Raw genomic sequence first — 19,754 nt, 5'->3', positions numbered from 1 at the left:
CGGGGCCCTCCATGACCGAAAAACATCACGCCGAACTGGCCATTCCCGAACACCATCGCGCCGACGGCCGGCAGTTGCCCCCGCGACAGGGCGAATTCCGGCGCGCGAGGCGCGTGTTGATCGTCGTGGCCGTGCTGCTCGCGGCCGGCGCGGCACGTACGACGATCTCCAATGCGCTGCAACGTCGCGACATCGCCAAGGCCACCGCCGAGAACGCCATCCAGTATGTCAGCGTCGTCACGCCGCAAGCGACGCCGGCGAGCGAGACACTGTTGCCCGCCACGTTGCGTGGCGCGGTCGAGTCCCCGATCTACGCCCGAGCGACCGGCTATCTGCGGCGTCGCTACGTGGACATCGGCGCCCGCGTCAGGCAGGGCCAGTTGCTGGCCGAACTCGACACCCCTGAAATCGATCAGGAACTCGCCCAGGCCATCGCCCAGCGCAACCAGATCGATGCCAGCCTTGGACTTGCGAAATCGTCGCTCGCGCGCTGGCAGCAACTTCGTCAGCGCGACGCCGTCTCGCAGCAGGAACTCGACGAGCGCCAGAGCACGTACACGCAGGGTATCGCCAACCTGGCGGCGGCCGATGCCAATGTCAAACGGCTCCAGCAACTCGAGTCTTTCAAGCGAATCGTCGCGCCCTTTGACGGCGTGATCACCCAGCGCAACGTTGACGTCGGCGACCTCATCGACGCGGGCAGCGGCAACAGCCGCGCACTGTTTTCGCTGGCGCAGACGGATCCGCTGCGCGTCACCGTGCAAGTGCCGCAGGCCTATGCGCAGGGCGTGAGCGTCGGTCAGCCCGTAGTCGTGACGCAAGCCGAACTGCCCGGCATGCACTTTCAAGGCAAGGTCACGCATGTGTCCGGCGCCATCGACGTGGCGACCCGTTCGCTGCAAATCGACGCCGCCCTCCCCAATCCCGACGGAAGGCTGCGCCCAGGCGCCTATGTGCAGCTTGCGCTGCCAAGTGCCGTGCAAGCCCATCTGAGCGTGCCGGCCAACGCCCTGCTGTTCCGCGCCGAGGGCCCGCGCGTGGCGGTCGTGGACGACCAGGGTGTCGTGCATCTACACAAGATTGCGATCGCGCGCGATCTGGGACAGTCGCTGGAATTGTCCGCCGGGGTCTCCCCGACCGACCGTGTCATCGTCAATCCGAGCGATTCGATCGACGACGGCGATCAGGTGCAGGCCAAAGCGCTGGCGGTCAAGACCGCCCCGGCGGCCAAACCCGACGGCAAGGCGCCAGGGGCCAGTCGTGAACGCCCCAATGCGCGGCGCGCGCTCTGGCATCGCGCTGTTCGGCGCCGCCGCATTGCTCGGTGCGTGTGCGGTCGGCCCCGATTACCGTCGGCCTGACGTCGCGGTGCCGCCCGACTGGAGGACGGACACCGGGTGGCAGCTCGCGCAGCCGTCGCACGCGGCGCTGCAGCCGGATTGGTGGAAGGCTTTCCGCGACCCGGTGCTGGAGGCGCTCGAAACGCAGGCGCTCGCGCAGAACCAGACCCTCGCCGCCGCCGTGGCGCATTACGACCAGGCCCAGGCGACGCTCTCCGGCACCTCGGCACAACGACTGCCGGAAATCGACGCGTCGGTCGGTCTGGCGCGCCAGCGCGTCTCGGCAAACCGGCCGGTCACGAGCTATACGTCCACCAGCATGTCGACCGTTCAGAACAATGTGCAGGCGGGTCTGGGCGTGAGCTACGACACCGATCTGTTCGGCCGCCTCCGTCGTCAGGTCGAAGGGGCGCGCGCCTCCGCCGAACAGGCGGGGGACGATCTGGCCAACGCGCGTCTGGTGCTCACGACACAGTTGGCCACCGCCTACGTCCAGCTGCGCGCCGCCGACGACGAAATCAAGGTGCTCGACGAATCCGTCGCGTTGCAACGCAAGGCGCTCGACTACGTGAGCGCGCAGCACGATCTTGGCGCCGTGTCGGGTCTGGATGTCCTTCAACAACAATCGGAGGTCGACACCACGCGGGTACAAGCGCGTCTGCTGCACCAGCAACGCGACCAATACGAGCATGCGATTGCCGCGCTCGTCGGCGTGCCCGCCCCGGCCTTTTCCGTGCCTGCGGGAACACTGCCTGCCACGCTGCCGTCGATCCCGGTCGGCGTGCCGAGCGACATTCTGCAGCGTCGCCCGGACGTGGCATCGGCCGAGCGCGCCATGGCGGCGGCGAACGCCCAGATCGGCGTGGCAAAGGCGGCATTCTTTCCCAGCCTCACACTCAATCCCGGCATTGGCTGGCAGAGCACGGAATTCGCGAATCTGCTCTCGGCGCCCAGTCTGCTCTGGACACTGGGCACGCTCGCCACGCAGGCGGTCTTCGACGGCGGACGGCGTCAGGCCAATGTGGACTTTGCGAGTGCGGGATATCGCGCCGTCGAGGCGAATTACCGACAGACCGTGCTCACCGCGTTCCAGCAAGTGCAGGATGGCGTGACCGGCCTGTCGGTGCTCGACGCCGCCTCGCGGGAATCGCATGCGGCCGTCGTAGACGCGCAACGACTCCTGAGCCTGGCCACCGACCGCTACTCGGGCGGGCTCACGGCCTATCTGAGTGTGATCACGGCGCAGCAGGGGCGCCTGGCGAGCGAGCACCAGGATGTTCAGATTCGCGCTCAGCAATGGGTCTTGTCGGTGGCGCTGGTCAAGGCGCTGGGCGGCGGCTGGCAACCCTCCGAGGTCAGCGCCGACTCGTATAATGCGCAAAGATGAGGTGGCGAGATGAAAGTATTGATCGTTGAAGACGAACACAAGGTCGTGGACTACCTGCGCGCCGGGCTGACCGAGCAAGGCTGGGTGGTCGATGTCGCGCTCGATGGCGAGGAAGGCATGCATCTGGCGCTGGAATTCGACTACGACGTGATCGTGCTCGACGTCATGCTGCCCAAGCGCGACGGCTTTGCCGTGCTCGCCGCGCTGCGCGAGCGCAAGTCCACGCCCGTCATCATGCTCACGGCCCGCGATCACGTGAACGACCGCGTGCGCGGCCTGCGCGAAGGCGCAGACGACTATCTGACCAAGCCCTTCTCGTTCATCGAGCTGGTGGAGCGCCTGCACGCCCTCGCCCGTCGCACGCGAGTGCAGGAATCGACGCTGATCTCGGTCGGCGAACTCTACGTCGACCTGATCGGTCGCCGGGCCACACGCGATGGCCAACGGCTTGATCTCACGGCCAAGGAATTCCAGTTGCTATCGGTGCTCGCTCGCCGGCAAGGCGACATCCTGTCCAAGACGGCAATCACCGAACTCGTCTGGGACGTCAATTTCGACAGCCATACGAACGTGGTCGAGACAGCGATCAAGCGATTGCGCGCCAAGCTCGACGGGCCGTTCCAGTCCAAGCTGCTGCACACCGTGCGTGGCATGGGCTACGTGCTGGAGGTCCGCGAGGTCTGAGTGCCGCGCGTCGTTGCCATGTCCTTGTCATCGTGAGCCATTCGATCTCCCGCCGCCTGGCCGCCATGTTCGCGATCGTGGCGCTCTCAGTGTTCGCCATGGTGGGGGCCGGTCTCTTTTTGATGCTGCGCATCCAGTTGGAGCGGCATCTGCGGGAATCGCTCGACGACCGTGCCCAGATGGCCCACATCATCGTCTATCACGGCGCCACGCCGCAGAAGTGGCAGATCGTGCGCGAAAAGCTCACCGACATGACGCCGCGCGACGGCACCACGACCTACGCCGTGACAAGCGACGACCCGAATTACACGTTCGGCAAGCCCGTGAGCGGCATGTTCGTCAAACGCCTGGCCAACGGCTACGTTCGGCTGAGCCCCGATGGCGGGGGCCACGACATACTGAGCACGCGCGAAATTCTGCCGCCTTATGGCACGCGTCCGACCGTTTCCCTGCAGGTGACCGCCAGCTACTCGCGCAACGAACGCACGCTACGCGCCTTCGGCGTGGGACTCGCGGTGCTCTCGGCGCTCGGCAGCCTGGGCGTGTTGGTGCTCAGCTATTCCGCGACACGACTGGGCTTGGCGCCGCTGACTCGGCTGACGCGCGAAGCGTCCGAGATCCGTCCGGACAACCGTTCGCAACGGCTCGACACGCGTTCACTGCCCGTCGAACTCGACGATCTGGCACATTCGTTCAACGGCGCACTCGCCCGGCTCGATAGCGCCTACGAACGCCTGGAGTCGTTCAATGCCGACGTCGCGCACGAGCTACGCACCCCGGTGACGATTCTGATCGGCCAGACGGAAGTGGCGCTCACACGTGAGCGGCCGGTCGAGGATTTGCGGGCGCTGCTGCAATCGAATCTGGAAGAGCTGGGACGCATGCGCACGATCATCAACGACATGCTGTTTCTCTCGCGCGCCGATCAGGGCGAACGGGCCACGGGGCTGAGCGCGGTGTCGCTCGCGAGCGAGGCGGCGCACACCCTGGAGTTTCTGGAGATTCTGCTGGAAGAGGCGCAGGTCACCGCCCGCTTGCATGGCAGCGCCGTCGCTCATGTCAACAAGGCGCTGTTCGGTCGCGCATTGGCTAACCTGGTAACGAACGCCATCGAACATTGCGCGCCGGGGGCAAATATCGATGTCCACCTGCGTATTGACGCCGATGACGCCGATGACGCCCGCACCGTGTGCATCGATGTCGTGAATCCCGGCCCGTCGATTTCGCCCGATGTGCTGCGGCACCTGTTCGACCGCTTCTACCGGGCGGAGGCGTCGCGCACCAACAGCCGCGAGAATCATGGCCTGGGGCTGGCCATCGTCAAGGCGATTGCCGACATGCATGGCGGCACGGTCTGGGCCCATAGCGCCAACGGTCTCAATACGTTCGGCTTCTCGGTGCGCGCCGAGGCAGCGGCCGGCGTGCACACAACCGCTGAGGCATCGAACCGCGGCCTCGGCAGTCACCCCCAGCCCGTCGGTCAAGGCGCCGTTTGATCGACGCCCGCGAGGCGCCGTCCTACCGACGCCCGCCACGGCACGGCGCCGTCGTTCGGCGCGCTTGTGAGCGAGACGGTGAGAACGGTATCCTTGCCTCATGAACCGTCGCATTCTCATTGCTCCCGAAGACGTCGAACTCACTGCCATGCGCGCTCAGGGCGCCGGCGGCCAAAACGTCAATAAAGTCTCCAGCGCCATTCATCTGCGCTTCGACGTGATGCGCTCGTCCTTGCCCGACGATGTCAAATCGCGTTTGCTCTCCCGGCTGGACCAGCGCATCACTCAGGACGGCGTGATCGTCATCAAGGCACAGCAGCATCGCTCGCAGGAACTCAACCGGGCCGATGCCCTTGCACGTCTGCAGGCGCTCGTCGATGCGGCCGCCGTGGCGCCGCGTCGGCGGGTTCCGACCCGGCCCACGCTCGGCAGTCAAGTCCGCCGACGAGACGCCAAACAAGGTCGCGCCCGCGTCAAGGCAACGCGTGGCAAGGTGCATGCGGGTCGCGAGGATTAATGATAACAATCATGATCTTTTAACAACAAAAGATCATCATCATTAGCCTTCATGGAAATTCTCTCGAGAAAATGCTAAGATAAAGCATCTTTTCCATGCAAAAGCACATCATGATGAGCTTCGTTGCACCGCTGATCGCGGCACGCAAGGCAGCCGGCCTGACGCAGGCGGAACTCGCCGATCAGGCGGGGTTGTCACGCATGACCGTACAAAAAGTGGAGTCTGGCGCGTTCGATCCGCGCCTGTCGACCGTGCTCGAGGCCGCGCGCGCCCTCGGCCTCGAACCGATGCTGGTACCGGCGGGTCTGCGACAGGAGGTCGAGGCCTTTCTTCGCTCCGGGGGCAAATACCTCGCGCAACCCAGCGGCATCGCCGCCCCGCCCTCCATCGTCGAGACGCTTGCCGGCTAACCAGCCACGGGATCACGCCACTGCTCATGAACATCAAATACCTGCGCGCCTACCTGCACATGCCTGATGGAACGCGCCGCCCCATCGGCTATCTGTCGCAGTACGGTGACATCCTGCGCATGTCGTTCGATGAAGACTACATCGCCGACGCCCAGCGGCCGGCGCTCTCCCTGGCCTACCGCGGCGCCAACGAGACGGCCACGCGAGCGATTCTCGCGTCGCCCCACGATGCGCGTCTCGTGCGCACCGACGGCCGTTGGCCGATGTATTTCGAGAACCTGCTGCCCGAGGGCCATAACCGCGAGCGGCTCGCCGCCGAGCGCCGCTGCAGCCCCGACGACGAGTTCGAACTGCTCGCCGCCGCCGGACACGACCTGATGGGCGCACTCGAGGTCGAGCCCGTGCCCTTGCGCGAGGGCGTGCCCGACATCGTGCATCGCTGGCACACGGCGCTTGGTCTGGAAATGGTGGAACCCGGATTCGTCGATACGCCGGTGGAAGACGCCGCATCGCTACCCGGCGTGGTGACCAAGTTCTCGGCCGTTCGCGATGGACGGCGCTACGTCGTCAAGCGCCAGGGGCGCGCGGGCTCGGTCATTCTGAAGTTGCCGACGACGCGCCACCCGGATCTCGTGGAGAACGAATTCACCGGCTACCGACTGTGCGAGGCCCTGGGCCTCGATTGCGCGAAAGCCGAAATCATCTCGCGACGCGATGCCGACTTGCCCGAGCAGGTACCGTTCGAACATATCCTCGCCGTGCCGCGCTTCGACCGGCTACCCGACGGACGGCGCGTGCATATGGAGGAATTCGCGCAGGTGCTGCAATATCCACCGCGCAGCAAGTACGGGCGTGGGCTCGATATTGACTACACGACGATGCTGCGGGTGCTGGATCAGTTATCCGCTCAACCGGTGCGCGACGTACGCGAGTTCTTGCGTCGTCTGATCGCCTTCATTCTGCTAGGCAATACCGATGCCCACCTGAAAAACTGGGCCGTCATCTATCCCGACGCCCACACGCCCCAGTTAGCGCCGGTGTACGACCCGGTGTGTGTCGCCGCCTTCTTCCGCGACGTGCCGGCCTCGCATTACGGCGTGAACCGCGCCATCGACAAGACCTTGTGCACGTTCGACTGGCCGGCGCTCGATGCGTTGCTCAAGGGGGCCGGGCTGCTGCGCGTGAGCCGCTTGAGCGCCATTGCGCGCGAGACCGTCCGCGACGCTCAGGCCCATTGGCCAGCGTTGCTCGCAGACGCCCCGGGCGCCGTGCGCGCCACCGTGCTCGAACGTCTGAACGGCGGCGTGGCCCTCACGGCCTGAACAGCGCCGCCGCGCGCATCCGCCGGCTCAGCTGGCTTGTCGCGCCTTTCGACGGGCGTCGTGGCGCGCCCAGAGGAACATCAACATGCCGGCGCACGACAGCAAGACACCGACCCACCCGGTCGACGTCCAGCCGTAACCTGCGGAAATCGCCACACCACCGAGCCATGCACCGGCAGCGTTGGCCATGTTGAACGCCGAATGGTTGAGCGCCGCCGCAAGTGTCTGCGCCTCACCGGCCACATCCATCAGGCGAATTTGCAACGCCGGACCAATAATGATGATCGTGCCGATGGCAAGCACGTTGACACCGGCCAGCCAAGGACTCGACGCCGTGAACGTGAAGGCCCCGAGCAGCAGCGCCGACCAGATCAGCGTGCCGCCGATGGCGCGCATGAGCGACGCGGCCGCGACCAGACGTGGCCCGACCACCGTACCCGCGACCATGCCGACACCGAACAGCGCAAGGTAGAACGGCACCCATGCTTCGGGAACGCCGGCGACTTGCATGAGCGTCGGCTTGATATAACTGAATACCGCGAACATGCCCCCGAAGCCGATCGCGCCGATGCCCAACGTGAGCCACACCTGGGCATTGCGCAACGCGCTCAGCTCGCGCATCGGACTCGCACCATGAGGGGCCGGCACGTCCGGTACCCAGCGCCAGACCATCACCGCTGTCAACGCGCCGATGAGGCCGACAAGGACGAACGCCGCGCGCCAGCCGAGCCACTGCCCGAGACCGGCGGCCAGGGGCACACCAAAGAGCGTGGCGAGCGTCAGCCCCAGCATGATCTGCCCCACCGCGTGCACACGACGATGTGGCGCAACGAGCGATGCCCCTACCAACGCGGCGACACCGAAGTAAGTGCCGTGCGGCAGGCCGCTGAGAAAACGCAACACGATCAGCGCGAGGTAACTCGGCGCGAGAGCGCTGGCCAGATTGCCGATGGCGAACATCGCCATGAGCGCGATCAGGAACGCACGGCGCGGCAGGCGCACCCCCAGCACGGCGAGCAGCGGTGCGCCGATCACGACGCCCAATGCATACGTGCTGATCGCATGGCCGGCTTGCGGAATGGTGATGTTCAGGCCTTGGGCGACGTCGGGCAACAACCCCATGATGACGAATTCGCCGGTGCCGATGCCGAAGCCGCCCATGGCAAGCGCCACGAACGAGAGCCAGACGGGAATGGACGACGGAGGCAACGCTTCGGCCGCCTGGGCGGGCAGGATTTGGGGGGCACTCATTGGGAATCGGTCATGACAGCCAGTCCGGGACTGGCAAGATTGTCGGCAACGACAAGCGAACGATATCGGGCGCGGCAGGCGGTGGATGTCCAACCTGGCGCGCGTCGCCGCCGCCCCATAAAGGAGGCCGATTCTACGCCAACGCGACAAATCCTGCAGACTGCACGCCGCGACGCCGCTACCCGGAACGGGCGATCACTGGTGACGTGCTTTCGCGCGCCACTGACCGGATCCTTCGTCCTTTTCGTAGGTCTTCTTCACTGCGGCCCAAGCCACTTTGTGTGCCGTTGCTTCACGCGATTCATGACCGCGCCGCTCGCCGGGATCCCGGTATTCGTCCCAGGCCGCATTGAACGCCTTGAGGTAAATCTCCTTCGCATGCGCGGGCAAGTGATCCTTGACGCTTGCCGGCAGCTCCTCGGTCTGACGATAAGGCATGACTTTCCTCCGTTGGCGATCCGGCCCTGACGGACAGGAGTCGCTCCGTGTGCCGCCGCTGCCCGTCAAGTGGATCGCCCAAAGCGGACATATTTGCCCGGCGGCCGCAGCGGCGGCTCCTCAACCGGGGGATCCAGCGGTCTGTCGGGTGGAGGTGTCGGCGACGGCGCGTCCTCGTCGGGCGGCGTTTTCGGCGGCGGTGTCCCGGGCGGCTTGCCTGGGTCGTACGGCTCTGGCAGATGTGCGTACCGGCGTGGCGCTTTCGTCATCCAGCAAATCTCGGATTGACTCGACATGAGCAAGACCTCACCGAGCTTAATGCCAATAGGGGTCGACGGTGTAATACGTATGCACCTGTTCGGCCCACTGCATGTCAGCCATGCTTGGCCAACGATCCTTGTCGAAGCCTGGCGCCTTCTTGAGCGCTTCCTTGTGGATATCCAGAATGAAACGCTTGTTTCCGACGTCGAGCTGCAACGCATGCCAAGGAATGGCAAACAGCTTGTCGCCCATGCCGAGAAACCCGCCGAACGACAGCACCGCGTAGGCGACTGTGCCGCGTTGCACATCGAGCATGATGTGCTTGACCTTCCCGAGGCTTTCGCCCGCGCGGTTCACAACGTCTTCAGCATCGAGCGTATCGGCGGCCATCACCGACGGGCCTGGCCCCTCGGGCAACTTGTGCGAATCGCCTACAATGCGGGCGCCTGACTGGGGCGTTTCGCCCCGACCGGTTTGCATGGTCATGATTTTCTCCTTCTTCCAGTAATGTCGAGGCGCGCGGCACGCGCCGCCGACAGAGAGAGAATGTGCGGTTACGGTTGCGATTGCCGTTGCGGTTACTTGCCCATTACCTTGATGTCGTCCTTCACATCGACGACACCTTCAACGCCCTTGACCGTGTCGACGATGAGGGTCTTCTGAGCGGATTGCGGCACCGAACCGGTCAGATGCACCACGCCATGACGCGTCGTGACATGCACCTTGGTGGACGGCACGTCTTTCTTGGCAAGCAATTCGGCCTTGACCTTGGCGGTGAGTGCCGAATCGTCGATCTTGCGGCCGGTATCGCTCATCACACCGCTGGCGCCCGACTGATCGGCAATCTTGATGATGCCGCCCTGATCGAGGGCATGCGCGGCGATGCCGGTCGTAGCAAGTGCACCGGCCATGACGAGTTTGAGCAGATTGGCTTGTTTCATGGTTGACCTCCTGAAATTGAGTCGTCGCGTCCGTGGCATTGCTGCCTTGGGCCTCACCTCCTGCACGCTTGACGTGCGCCACCCCGACGACGACCGAGTCCTAGGTGAAACATCTCCTCGTCCGAAGATGCGTGTGCTTGCCTTGCGCCCGGCGCCCCGTCACTTCGCACACAACCGCCTGCGCTTGGGTAATCGGTGCCGAACCTGTTGAAACCGATTGTAGAGAGCCCGTCTCGTTTGGCGAATCGGCGAAGTCCGAAAGATGTGTAGGCGGACGCCGTCAAACGATGCAGCGCCAAGGTCGCATTGAAATTAATTTCATAAATTTCAATTAAAATCAATCACTTGAAATGAAAATCTCATGTAATTTAGAGAAAAAAGTAGCAACATTCGGACAATATCGCGTCCCAATTGCCTCACTCCATCGGACGATTCCTGCGAAGCAGTCCTCAACCGGACCCTACGTCGACCGGCGGCGTGCCACGTTGCACGGCGCACCGATATCGAATGCGTGTCAACGCGAATTGGCATTGACCGGTATCAACGAGCGTTTCATTGGTCGACTTATGCTTCTTACGTGATTTTCCTGATCCGCAGCACGATGCCATGCACAAACACATCTTCATGACGCCCGGCGTTGTGGCTCATGGCATGAATGGTCACGCACCCCATCGCTTCCCACTGGACAACGCCTCCCGTACGAGGCGAAATCGACCTGATAGCAGGACCTGTCACCACGTGACCATCGCGATGATGCTCCACATGGTCAACGAACCACAGCCGTACATCGGTTAAGGGGATGGATCATGAGAACCGTAAGCAGCCGTCGCTCAATAACCAAGGCGCTTACGTATCGGATTCTGGTCATGTGTCTCGACTTCGGGACGCTCTACCTGCTTACCGGCACCATTCACACCGCGGTCGGTTTCATGATCATCAGCAACATCTACACGTCCGTCGGTTACCTGGCTCACGAGCGTCTTTGGGCGCGTATCAAGTGGGGCATTGTTGAAACGTAGCGATGCGTTCGTTCGTCATGGCAGCGGTTGAGCGACGATTGTCTTGCCGACGAGCGGCGCGAGTGTCGGTCCGAGGGACTTCAGGAGCTGGACGGCCATCGCGCTGGTGTAGGTGTAGCGTGTCGCGTAGGGTTCGTGCACGTAGGCGCTCAACACACCGTAGAAGCGGTTTCCGATCATGAACACGAATGTCGCCGTGCGGTTGACCTTGCGCGATTCGATGAGCCTGGCACCGCGTGCATAGACGTTGAAACGCTGATCGCCGGTGCCGGTCTTGCCGGAGACCTCGAGGGTGCGGCCCCGGCCTAGCGGCAGTCCGTCGGCGAGGCGCTTTCCCGTGCCGCCCGTCACGACGTCACGCAGCAGGCCCCGCACGACGTCGATGATTGCGGGCCCAATCACGACCTGCCCCGCATCGAATGCACGGGCAAAATGCGTCTCGTATGGCGTAGCGGCCGCGAACGTGAGCGAACTCAGGCTTTCCTCCTGCACCTTTCGGCCGTCGTTGGCGATGATGCCCATGAGTGTCGCAAGCGCGGCTGGCCGGTCACCCGCGGCGCCGATGGCGCACCCATAGGACGGCGTGATGGTCTTGAATGGATAGCCGAGCGAGCGCCACGCGCGCACGATCGGGACGTAGGCCTGACGCTCGATCGTCTCCCGGATCCGGCGGTCCTGGGTAGCATGGAAGCGCGTCTTGAAGAGCCACGAATACGATTCGAGACGCACGTCCCGGCTCGCGTCTCGCAATTCGCTCTCAGTGGCATTCGGATGGGCGCGAAGGTAAGCGAGAAGCCAGAGCTCGATCGGATGAACACGCGCGAGATAGGCCCGGTCGTTGAGGTCGAACTTGTCGGGGCCATACTTCGCGTATAGCCCCGCCATGACGTCAGCGCTCATCATGGCCGCGGGCGTACCCTTGAGCGCCGCGCGCATCTGGCCCTCGAACCAGGCCAGCGAGGCCTCGGGCGCCACACTGCGCAGGGCCGCCGCGAGCCTCACCGGCGACCTGGGCATCCCCGCGACAAGTTTCCCCACCGCCTGGTCGGCCGCAAGCCCCGCATACCTTTTGTTGAAGCGGTCGAGGAAGGTCAGGCTCTCTTCGTCGGCAAAGCGTGTCAGATACTGCCGCCGCAGCGCCGGATCCGTGAGCCAGTGCGCCGACGGCCCCGCCTGCCTGACCATCTCGTAGTGGACAATGTCGCGCATCAGCCTCACGAACACGAGGTTGACCGAGCGCTGGAACGCTTCGTGCACGCTCAGGATGCGGCCATTGTCGGCGGGCTCGAAGTTCGAGAACGCCTGTTCGCCGCTGCCGGTGTGGAAGACTTCCCCGGGATTGGCCGAGTACTTGCGTTCGACGGCGGCGTCCAGCATCGCCGGCAATGAGTGGTCGGTCGTATGCGCAAGATAGTTGAGCGCCCACGATGTCAGGGCGTCGAGCGCGTCGGGCTTCACGCCCGCAAGTTCGGGCGGTGTGAGCGAGGCATAGTGCGCGTGGAGATCGGAGACGATCTGCAGGTACAGGACGAGGGTGCGAAGCTTCGCGGTCGAGCCGAGATTGAGGCGCGCCCCCTGGTTGATATCGAACGGCTCGTTCACGGTGTCGGTTTGCACGCGCAGCACATTCTCACCGCGGCGGCGCTCATAGAGCGAGAAGCTGAAGGCGATCTTCGCAGGATCGTCGCCGGGGCGAAGCATCTCGAAGCCATAGAGGCCGGCCTGCTGCGCGCCAGCCACCGTTTGCGCACGCGCAAGCTGCTTGCTGACGGCTTGCTCGAGCGCATCGACGAGCGTCGAGTTGGCAGTGAGGTCGAGGTGATCGAGCGCGTAGGTATTTTTGAGGCCGAGTGTCTCGAGCAAATGCGCGCGCAATACCGAAATCGCCTTACGTTTGGCAAACGGAATTGCCGGCGCGGTAGCCAGACCGTGCCTTACCTGCAGGGGCTGACCGAGCGCGGCGTCGCGCAGCCGCGCCGAGATGACGTGGTTGTCGGCAAGCAGCCGCAGGTAACTGTTCGTCAGCGTCTCGAGCGCTGCATTGTTCCGCGTAAGGAAATACGACGGTGCGCGTTGCGCGATCAAGAGTGAGAGCACCTGCTTGAATGCGAGCGCTTCGTTGGTGAGTCCGCCGGTGACAGGCGCCCCGGTTTGACCTCGAGCGTCCGTGTCGAGCGCTGCGAGCAGATGGTTCGCCTCGTCGAAGTCGCGGCCGTACCAGGCCACGAGCCCATCGCCAATGCCTTCGATCTCGCCGATGCCTGGCTGCGCACCCAGCGGCTCCGTATTCAGGTACGCGACGATGAGCCCGCGGCGTGCCCGGAGCGTCCGCTCACCGCCGAGATAGGCGCGCAACGCCGCCGAGACCATCTGCCGGAGCTTCTCGGACGGGTTGACGGTACGCCCCCCCGGCGAGTGACGATACTTCTCGATCTGGGTTGCGAGTGTGCTGCCGCCGGGCATTGCATGGTGATGGAGCACATGTTTGAGTACCAGATCAATGACGGCGAGCGAGAAGCGCTTCCAGTTGATCGCGGGATTGAGGTACGGTTCAGCGGCATCGAGCAGTGATCGGTCTTCGATGAAGGTCAGCGCATCGGCAACAACCGGTGGTACAGCGTCGAAATTGGCGTAGGTGCGCAACGGGTAGCGCGCCCTGTAAAGCGGCGCGCCGCTCGCGTCGAAGAGCTGAAGGCCGGCTTGAGCCTTTTCCTCGTAGGGAACGAAGAGTCCCTGGTCTGCGATGCGGGCCATCATGGCTGAGTCGCGCGCCTGTGCCGTGACGACGAAGCCACGTGCGGTGAGGCGAGCGGCAAACTCGGGTATTCGCTCGTAGCCCATGCGCAGATCGTAGGGACCGCCGTGGGAAGGGAAGCGGATGGTGTCGCTCGGGCCTTGCGCAACCCTGAAGGAAACCTGGCGGTCAAGTGCCGCAAAGTACTTAGCCTGGAGGCGCGAAGTCTGCATCTCGCGTGCCACGAAATAGACCCCGATGGCGCACAGTGACGCGGCCGCAAGCAAGAGAAGCCATTTCAGACGTATGCCAAACGGCTTTGTCGCTACTGCGCGCAACGTCGAATTGGCGGGCGGGCGGTTCATGTCAGTTCCGGAGGACGCCCGCATGCAAGCATGCGTGGCGGTGGACGTCCAGCGTACCTAGTATCGCGCTTGTGAATTCGCGCTTGTCAATAGTAGTTTAGTCACGCCCGATCGCCGATGCATTGGGGAAGCCTGCATCGCCCCTGTTCGGCTCACGCAATGAAATCGGCGGCCATGTCGGCATCGGTGCGTGCCTCGAGCTGACCGTCACGACATGCCTTTCGGAACACCTCGTAGTCGCGTTCGACCTGGTCGGCGTAATCTGTCGCGTAACGGACCAACGCTTGCCCGAGCCGGTTGCCTTTGCCCACATACCCAACCAGCTCGGCCGCACAACCGCCCGCTTTGGCATGCGCGCGCGCCAGGACCCATCCGCAAAGCCCGGCGTACTCGCGAAAGCCGTCGGCGCGGAACAGCTCGAATTGCGCCGACACCTTCATATCGCGCAGTTGACGTCCATACACGCTGCGCCCGAACGGGCCGCTGCCCCAGCCCAGAAAGGCGTCGGAGGCCGCTTGCATAAGTCGCTGCCCCTCCACGATGCGACGCCCGTCGTGCTTCGACGAAGCGCTTTTGAAGAAGCGCGAGACGACCGACTTCGACGCCTCCTTGAACTGCAGGAAGAGCGGTTGCTCGTGCGTGTCCATCATCAGCAACACCAGACACCGGGTGCCGACGCTACCGACACCCACGACCTTGAACGCCAGATCCTCCTGCGTGTAGCTCGACAACATGAGCGCACGATCGGGCGAGAGCGAGTTCAGATAGCTCTTGTAGACGGGGGCGAACAGCGTGCGCCAATCGCCCGCGCCGAGCCAGTCATCTTCCGTGCCGAACAGCGTGGTGGCGCCTTGCACATGGAAAATGCTCGGTGGTGCGTCACGAATCTGCCAATGATCGCCCACCTGTTGGGCGAACTTGGGGAGCACGTTTTCGTGCGTGCGTCCGGTGGCGCGCGCAATGCCGCGTTTCACGCCCTCTCGCACGCGGTCGCTTTGAGCGAGGTCGAGCATGCGCTCGAACGTCACCTGCTCATGCCATAACGCAATCGTCGGCATGTGGGCGTATTCATTCAGGCGCCGCGCGTACGTCTGTACCGCCGTGCGCACCATCTCGACGCCCAGCGTATCGCCGAAGCCGAATTGGCGGGCAGCCAGTACCAGGCTGGCGCACAAGCGCTTTAGATCCCACTCCCAAGGCCCAAGCGCTGTCTCGTCGAAATCGTTCAGATCGAAGATCAGGGTGCGCTCCGGTGTGGCAAAGCCGCCGAAGTTGGCCAGATGGCAATCGCCGCAGATCTGGAGCGTGAGACCGGTGTGTGGGGTACCCGCCAGATCGTGGGCCTGGACAATGGCGCTGCCCCGATAGAAAGCGAAGGGTGAAGCGAGCATGCGTCCGTAGCGCAGCGGCACGAGCGCATCGACGCGTCCCTCGCTGCTGGTGCGCAGCAATTCCACAACGTCTCGGTCGACGTTGCCGACATGAGCGTGGCTACCACGCGGTGTCGTGTCGCGCAGCTTGCGCCCGGCAGCGATGCGGGCTTCGAACGGCACGACGGGAACGGCGGGCGATGTTGCGACCGGAAACGCAGCGGAGGATGCGGCGGGGCTGGCCGTGGCCGAGCGCGAGGCAGACGACAATTTAGCGGGCATGACCGGCTCCCTGTTCGTGCAATGCCGCAGCCATTCCGCACACGCCACCGGCACGGGTGAGCGCGCCGCATGACGGCACGTTTCACGGCGCCAGCAGGGCATTTAACTATCAAAATTGACGCAGTGCGAGGAAATCCCGCGGAAATCAGGCAAAATTGACGGCTGCCGTAATCTACCGCCCGCTGGCATCCGACGTCATACGCGTGTCATGTCCGAGACTTCGCGATTCCGACGGTTGGTCGCCCAAGAGGGACGCGGGTGACGCAGGTGATGGGCGCGACGCCGCGTGCCGGGTCGTCCACCCACGACACGGCTCAAGGCGGGCATGGACGGATTATTCCCCATGATATCGGCAGTGTCGAGGGTCGGCACGACGCGCCCGAACATCGGTGAAGTCCCCGCTCACGCGCCACCCGACCGAATCGGCCGAGCGCTGTCGGAAACATTCCTACGTGCCCCTCAACTATCGGCCGTCCTTGCCGATAACCAGTTAAGCAGGACTTTTCGGTCGGTTCTCATATGTCCAGTTCGTACAGTGGTTGGCTCGTCGCACTATCGCTCGCGGTTGCCGTGCTCGCGTCGTATACCGCACTCGACCTTTCGGGTCGCATCTATCTCCTGACGCACCGCGGCATGCGTCACGCGTGGCTCGCCGTGGGCGCGGCCGCGATGGGCATCGGTATCTGGTCGATGCACTTCATCGGCATGCTCGCGCTGTCGCTCGCGCCGATCGGGTCGCCGCTGGGTTCGCACGCCAACCTCGCGCTCGGATACGACCCCGTCATTACCGCGGCCTCGCTCGGCATTGCCGTCGTTATCTCGTGGGCGGCGCTCTGGCTGGTCGCCCGCGAACACTTCACCAAGCGACGGCTGGTCACCGCGGGTGTCACGCTCGGTCTCGGGATCGCGGCCATGCACTACACCGGCATGGCCGCCATGAAGATGAATCCGAGCATCGAGTACGATCCGGGACGCTTTGCCGCCTCGATCCTGATCGCGATGGCGGCGGCCACGGCGGCACTGTGGATTGCGCGCACGTTGCGCGACGGCAGTCTGCGTTACGTCATGGCCAAACGCATCGGCGCCGCTGGGGTCATGGGACTGGCGATCACGGCCATGCACTACACCGGCATGTCGGCGGCCAACTTTGTGCCGGGCGCCATCTGTGGCGCGGCGGGCGGGGTGAGCTCCCCGTGGCTGGTCACGACCGTCAGCCTGTTCACCTTCCTGATGCTCGTCACCACCCTGCTCGTCTCGCGCCTGGACGCCCGCACGAGTTTCCTCGCCAACTCCGTTCTGCAACTGAACTCGCAGATCGCCAGAATGGCGACCTACGATGCGCTGACCGATCTGCCCAATCGCCGCGCCTTGCACGACTCCGCTGCGCGCATGCTCGTGAACTCGCGTCGCGACGAGCGCCGTTTCGCGGTGCTGTTCATGGATCTGGACGGCTTCAAGACCATCAACGACTCGCTCGGCCACAACGTGGGCGACGACGTATTGCGCGCGTTCGCCAAACGGCTTCGCAAAAACGTCAATGGCGACGACGTGGTCGCCCGACTCGGCGGCGACGAGTTCGTGGTACTGCTGGGCTCCCTGTCGTCACCGGCGGTCGCGGGGCGCGTGGCGCAACGCCTGCTCGACGATATGCGCGACGGACTTCGCGTGGGCAATCAATCGCTGCACGTCATGCCCAGCATCGGCATCGCCGTGTTTCCCGACGATGGCGATACCATCGACATCCTGCTCAAGCACGCCGACACCGCCATGTACGAAGCCAAGCGCGCCGGGCGTGGCATCTTCCGCTACTTCGAGCCGCGCATGAATGCCGCCGCGCAACGCACGTGGGAGATCCAGCAGGCGCTGCACGACGCGGAACACGAGCAGTATTTTTCGCTTCACTTCCAGCCGAAGTACAGGGGTGACACCGAGGCGCTCGCGGGTGCCGAGGCATTGCTGCGGTTGTCGCATCCCACCTTCGGCGAACTGCAACCGGCCGACTTCATCCCCGTCGCCGAGCGCACCGGCCAGATCGTGCCGATCGGCTATTGGGTCGTGCGGGCGACGTGCCAGCAGATCAAGGAATGGGACGCCGCGGGCCTGCCGCCCGTCAAGGTCGCGATCAACCTCTCGCCGCGCCAGATGGCCCAGTCGCAACTCGTGGAAAACATCGTGGAGATCGTGCGCGAGGCGGGCATCGCCGCCGATCGGCTCATGTTCGAAATCACCGAGACGGTGGCCATGTTCGATGCCCAGCACACGATCGACGTGATCCGCGCCTTCCACGAGCAGGGTTTTGAAGTGGCCATCGACGATTTCGGCACGGGCTATTCGAGTCTGGCGTACTTGCAGCGCTTTCGCGTCAAGCAATTGAAGATGGACCGCTTCTTCACGAGCGGGCTGGACACCTGCGGCCGCGAGGGCAGCGCCGTGGTCTCCGCCATCATTGCACTGGCGCACTCGCTCGATATGGATGTGGTGGCCGAAGGCGTCGAGACGCCGTCGCAGCGCGAGGCGCTCAAGACCCTCGATTGCGACGAGCTGCAAGGCTTCCTGCTCGGCAAACCCGTCACGGGCGACGCCTTCGCCCGGATCTTATCGGCGCTGCCGGGCGCCCCCGGTGCTGCGGCGATGGCCTGAGCAGCGGCCATCCACGCTCGCCCGGTCGGGGACGCCGGAGTTGCCGGCACCGGCTGGAACGGCGGTGTTACTTCACCGGGGTCAGGATCGGCGCGCCCTGCTTCTTGATCAGGAACACGACAAACTTGGCAGGGCGCGTGGTACTCGCATTGCGCCCTACCGTATGAATGTCGTTGGGGCCTTCGTGGAACGTATCCCCCGCCTTGAGCGTCACCGTTTTGCCCCCCTTGACGCCCATGACAATGCTTCCCTCGAGCACATACACAAACGCTTGCGCGTCGTGACGGTGCACGGGGTCGACTGCGCCCGGCGGATACTCCACAACGATCATCTGGGCTTCCTTGCCCGGGTATTCCGGCAACGGCGTCGAACTCAGGGGCACCACATGCGCCTCGGGCGCGGCCGTGACCGGCCCCGCAATCGTCAGGCACAGGCCCATCAGCGCCGCGCCGAAAAAAACCATCCGTTTCATCACTTCACTCCATAAGGGAACATGGCCGGCCCGAACTGTCAGCCTTGGCTCGTTTGGGCGAGCCATTGATCGAGGCTGATACGGCCGATCCGCGCGTCGCCGAGCGGGACAAGCGACAGTTCCTCGACGACGCCACCGTAATACCGAGCATTGCGGTCCGTCACCACGGGGCGGGCATCGCCCTTCGCGCTCAGATAGCGCGAAATGATCTGCGCGAGAGATGCACGGTCCGGACCAGCAATATCCATCGTCGCGTTCAGCGGCGCCGCAAGTGCGACCTGCGAGAGGATCTCCACGATGTCGTCCACGGCGATCGGCTGGAACAGTCCGTCGCCGACGCGCACGTTGCCACCGTCCGTGCTGAAATCCGCGATGCCGCCGATGAACTCCATGAACTGCGTGGCGCGCACAATCGTGTATGGCACGCCGGAGGCTTCGATCGCAGCCTCCTGCGCGACCTTGGCCGTGAAATACGCGTTCTCCGGCATGCGGTCAGTACCGACGATCGACAACGCGACATGATGGCGCCCCCCCGCGGCCACCTCAGCCTTGCCGAGATTGCGCGCCGAGGTGCGAAAGAAGTCGAGCACCGCTTGCGGTTCCCATGACGGTGCGTTCGTGACATCCACCACGACATCCGCGCCGACGAGCGCGGCATCCAGACCTTCGCCGGTCACGGAATTGACGCCGGTGCGCGGGGACGCGGCGAGCACCTGATGGCCTGCCTGGCTGAGCAGGGTGACGAGACGTGAGCCGATCAGGCCCGAACCACCGATTACCACGATTTTCATGGCAGATTCTCCAAAGGGGTAACTGAACGCGCGA

17 protein-coding genes are annotated in these 19,754 nt (G+C 64.2%); 9 read left to right on the top strand and 8 right to left on the bottom strand.

Annotated features, from left to right (window positions below; all coding sequences use genetic code 11):
* Positions 1 to 11 precede the first annotated feature (11 nt).
* From DRB87_RS10775 to DRB87_RS10745, 7 genes are all read left to right on the top strand, one after another.
* Complete coding sequence (locus tag DRB87_RS10775; RefSeq protein WP_240756251.1) at positions 12 to 1,361, top strand: efflux RND transporter periplasmic adaptor subunit; 1,350 nt, start codon at positions 12 to 14, stop codon at positions 1,359 to 1,361.
* Positions 1,273 to 2,727, top strand: coding sequence for an efflux transporter outer membrane subunit (locus DRB87_RS10770; protein WP_130027824.1), 1,455 nt, complete (start codon positions 1,273 to 1,275; stop codon positions 2,725 to 2,727). The genes DRB87_RS10775 and DRB87_RS10770 overlap by 89 nt, the downstream gene beginning before the upstream one ends.
* A gap of 9 nt (positions 2,728 to 2,736) precedes the next feature.
* A complete protein-coding gene (locus DRB87_RS10765; protein WP_130025897.1) occupies positions 2,737 to 3,411 on the top strand; it encodes a heavy metal response regulator transcription factor in 675 nt (224 codons plus the stop codon).
* 32 nt (positions 3,412 to 3,443) lie between these two features.
* Complete coding sequence (locus tag DRB87_RS10760) at positions 3,444 to 4,907, top strand: heavy metal sensor histidine kinase (RefSeq protein ID WP_130025896.1); 1,464 nt, start codon at positions 3,444 to 3,446, stop codon at positions 4,905 to 4,907.
* A gap of 100 nt (positions 4,908 to 5,007) precedes the next feature.
* Positions 5,008 to 5,424: an alternative ribosome rescue aminoacyl-tRNA hydrolase ArfB gene (arfB, locus tag DRB87_RS10755; protein ID WP_017234357.1), complete on the top strand. Its 417-nt coding sequence runs from the start codon at positions 5,008 to 5,010 to the stop codon at positions 5,422 to 5,424.
* A gap of 95 nt (positions 5,425 to 5,519) precedes the next feature.
* Complete coding sequence (locus DRB87_RS10750; RefSeq protein WP_130025895.1) at positions 5,520 to 5,834, top strand: helix-turn-helix transcriptional regulator; 315 nt, start codon at positions 5,520 to 5,522, stop codon at positions 5,832 to 5,834.
* 26 nt (positions 5,835 to 5,860) lie between these two features.
* The gene (locus DRB87_RS10745; protein WP_370363866.1) at positions 5,861 to 7,156 is read left to right on the top strand and encodes a type II toxin-antitoxin system HipA family toxin; all 1,296 of its coding nucleotides are present in this window, start codon (positions 5,861 to 5,863) and stop codon (positions 7,154 to 7,156) included.
* A gap of 27 nt (positions 7,157 to 7,183) precedes the next feature.
* Here DRB87_RS10745 and DRB87_RS10740 read toward each other — a convergent pair whose 3' ends face one another.
* The 4 genes from DRB87_RS10740 to DRB87_RS10725 form a co-directional block, all read right to left on the bottom strand.
* Positions 7,184 to 8,407 carry an MFS transporter gene (locus DRB87_RS10740; protein WP_130025893.1) on the bottom strand — a complete coding sequence of 408 codons (1,224 nt, stop codon included), beginning with the start codon at positions 8,405 to 8,407 and terminating at the stop codon, positions 7,184 to 7,186.
* A 195-nt stretch (positions 8,408 to 8,602) separates the two neighbouring features.
* The gene (locus DRB87_RS10735) at positions 8,603 to 8,845 is read right to left on the bottom strand and encodes a ChaB family protein (RefSeq protein ID WP_130025892.1); all 243 of its coding nucleotides are present in this window, start codon (positions 8,843 to 8,845) and stop codon (positions 8,603 to 8,605) included.
* Between the two features lie 315 nt (positions 8,846 to 9,160).
* On the bottom strand, positions 9,161 to 9,592 hold the full coding sequence (locus DRB87_RS10730; RefSeq protein WP_130025891.1) for a PRC-barrel domain-containing protein: 432 nt from the start codon (positions 9,590 to 9,592) through the stop codon (positions 9,161 to 9,163).
* Positions 9,593 to 9,684: 92 nt separating this feature from the next.
* Positions 9,685 to 10,047 carry a BON domain-containing protein gene (locus DRB87_RS10725; RefSeq protein ID WP_165385280.1) on the bottom strand — a complete coding sequence of 121 codons (363 nt, stop codon included), beginning with the start codon at positions 10,045 to 10,047 and terminating at the stop codon, positions 9,685 to 9,687.
* Between the two features lie 806 nt (positions 10,048 to 10,853).
* On the opposite strand from DRB87_RS10725, the gene DRB87_RS10720 reads away from it, so the two are divergent.
* Positions 10,854 to 11,066, top strand: coding sequence for a DUF2061 domain-containing protein (locus DRB87_RS10720; RefSeq protein WP_130025889.1), 213 nt, complete (start codon positions 10,854 to 10,856; stop codon positions 11,064 to 11,066).
* Positions 11,067 to 11,081: 15 nt separating this feature from the next.
* On the opposite strand, the gene DRB87_RS10715 is transcribed toward DRB87_RS10720, so the two are convergent.
* The gene (locus tag DRB87_RS10715; RefSeq protein WP_130025888.1) at positions 11,082 to 14,165 is read right to left on the bottom strand and encodes a transglycosylase domain-containing protein; all 3,084 of its coding nucleotides are present in this window, start codon (positions 14,163 to 14,165) and stop codon (positions 11,082 to 11,084) included.
* A 152-nt stretch (positions 14,166 to 14,317) separates the two neighbouring features.
* Complete coding sequence (locus DRB87_RS10710) at positions 14,318 to 15,817, bottom strand: DUF2252 domain-containing protein (RefSeq protein WP_206100087.1); 1,500 nt, start codon at positions 15,815 to 15,817, stop codon at positions 14,318 to 14,320.
* 519 nt (positions 15,818 to 16,336) lie between these two features.
* Here DRB87_RS10710 and DRB87_RS10705 point away from each other — a divergent pair.
* Positions 16,337 to 18,457, top strand: a complete 2,121-nt coding sequence (locus DRB87_RS10705; protein ID WP_130025887.1) for a bifunctional diguanylate cyclase/phosphodiesterase — start codon at positions 16,337 to 16,339, stop codon at positions 18,455 to 18,457.
* A gap of 67 nt (positions 18,458 to 18,524) precedes the next feature.
* On the opposite strand, the gene DRB87_RS10700 is transcribed toward DRB87_RS10705, so the two are convergent.
* Positions 18,525 to 18,929 carry a cupin domain-containing protein gene (locus DRB87_RS10700; RefSeq protein WP_130025886.1) on the bottom strand — a complete coding sequence of 135 codons (405 nt, stop codon included), beginning with the start codon at positions 18,927 to 18,929 and terminating at the stop codon, positions 18,525 to 18,527.
* A 38-nt stretch (positions 18,930 to 18,967) separates the two neighbouring features.
* Complete coding sequence (locus tag DRB87_RS10695; protein WP_130025885.1) at positions 18,968 to 19,720, bottom strand: SDR family oxidoreductase; 753 nt, start codon at positions 19,718 to 19,720, stop codon at positions 18,968 to 18,970.
* Positions 19,721 to 19,754 lie beyond the last annotated feature (34 nt).

Origin of the sequence: Pandoraea sp. XY-2, from assembly GCF_004193915.1 — a bacterium.
Taxonomy (GTDB): Bacteria; Pseudomonadota; Gammaproteobacteria; order Burkholderiales; family Burkholderiaceae; genus Pandoraea; species Pandoraea cepalis.
The sequence above is the reverse complement of the archived record's forward strand: the minus strand, read 5'-3'. Positions and strand labels throughout refer to the sequence as shown.